Consider the following 1,748-nt stretch of genomic DNA (forward strand, 5'->3'; position numbering starts at 1 on the left):
TGGCGTTGGCAAGACGCATCTTGCGGTCGCTCTTGGTCGCGAAGCGATCCTGGCTGGGCATTCCGTTCAGTTCGTCGCAGCCACGACTGTCGTTGCGCAGCTTGCTAAAGGTCACGGCGAAGGGCGGCTCGAGGAGCGACTCGCGCAATTTGCCAAGCCAAAGCTCTTGATCATCGACGAGCTTGGGTATCTGCCCTTTGAACCCAATGCCGCGCATCTCTTCTTTCAGCTCGTTAGCCGTCGCTATGAGAGAGGCGCGATCCTGCTGACCAGCAACCGCAGTGTCGGCGAGTGGGGCTCGGTCTTCAGCGACCCCGTGGTTGCCACCGCGATCCTTGATCGTCTGCTGCACCACAGTCACGTCATCACGATCCGCGGCGACGCTATCGCTTGAAGGAGAAGCGCCGCAGCGGACTGCTGCAGAAGCCCGCTGCACCAGAAGCCAAATCGGAGAAGAAGTCGTGAAGCAAGCCGCTCGCTCGCTACAGCGCTATGACGGGCGCGCTTCGCGAGCGGCTTGCTACAGTCCTGCAAACAACAAGGGGGTCACTTCCTCATGTCGCTGCGGGGTCAAATCCGGACGTCGCTTGACACCGGGACTAAGAGAACTCAGTTGTCAGCAGAACGCTTTCTTTCACTTACGCGCGATCTTTCGCTTCGCTCGTCATTCCAGTTGATCTCGTGGAGACGCGCTCTAAGCTAATGTGGCGACACCGATCTCGTGGAGAGCATGTGGGGCTGATCGATTCTCAACCCGCGATAGCCTTAAAGGCGCAAGCTCGTGGCCCTTCGTCGTTCGGGGTAAAGGGGTTGGCGTTCTACAATGGCCCCGTTCTTGTCATTCGGCAGTCCAGTTGCAGCTCGCTTCAGCATCTCGGTCAGACACGTCACGACGCAATTCGGCACTTTGATTGGGCGCGCGTCGACTTTTTCTATCGCCGCTTGCGGAAGCGTGACACGATGAGCCGAAGCCGGCACCGAGTGCAGCGACAACGAGGGCGGTCTGCTGATGAGCGCGAGGCCCTCCAGACGGACACCGCTAGAGCGGCTCGATCAGTGCGGGCTACCCTCAATTTCGCGTTGAGGGTTCATCGCATATTCTCCGTTCGGCAAATAGTGCCCGTGGATAGCCACTTTTGTCTATTTCCCGGCGCGAAATTGATGTTTTCCAGCCTTTGGCCAAGGCATGGACCAAAACAAACCCGGCCGGGTGGACGGCGGGGGTCTGAAGCGAGCAATGATGGGGGCGAGGTCTACGGAGCGGCTCGCCTGCTCATCGTCCGGCCGATGTTGACGAGGTTGAGATCACGACGAGGGCGACCCAGCGCTGCATTCCGGCGTCATCCTTCTGTCAGCATCGATTGAGACCGTTTCGCCGCTTAACCACGCTGATGCGTCCCTCACATCGCGTGCGCCATTTTTGGCCATCGCGGAACCAGCGCTTCTTCTGTTCGCGCTTGCGCTCAGGGCTTTTGCTCGATCGATTGGGAATGCATACCCCTTGACCCCATTGCTCTCGCAGCGGCCTCGTTCCTGGCAGAGTAGAACCCGGCGTCAGTCGCCATCAGCCGCGGCACGCGCCTCAGCTTGACCTGGTGGTTGCGATCGTGCCGAGCCGACCACGACTGCGGCTCTTCGGGCACCGCTTCGCTAGAGCGTTAGCCCATCGGACTGAATCGCTGGGGATTCACAAATCAGCGTTTTGATGATTCAAGCTTGCCGCCGGGATTGGAGGCCGGCGGGCATGG

2 pseudogenes are annotated in these 1,748 nt (G+C 59.8%); one reads left to right on the forward strand and one right to left on the reverse strand.

The features are described 5' to 3' along the window. Window positions 1–465: pseudogene (locus IVA98_RS13610) on the forward strand (ATP-binding protein); the annotation flags it as partial. 808 nt (window positions 466–1,273) lie between these two features. On the opposite strand, the pseudogene IVA98_RS13615 reads toward IVA98_RS13610, so the two are convergent. Beyond that, window positions 1,274–1,598, reverse strand: a pseudogene (locus tag IVA98_RS13615) (ISNCY-like element ISBva1 family transposase); the annotation flags it as partial. Between the last annotated feature and the right edge of the window lie 150 nt (window positions 1,599–1,748).

This window comes from Bradyrhizobium sp. 160 (assembly GCF_023073735.1).
Classification (GTDB): domain Bacteria; phylum Pseudomonadota; class Alphaproteobacteria; order Rhizobiales; family Xanthobacteraceae; genus Bradyrhizobium.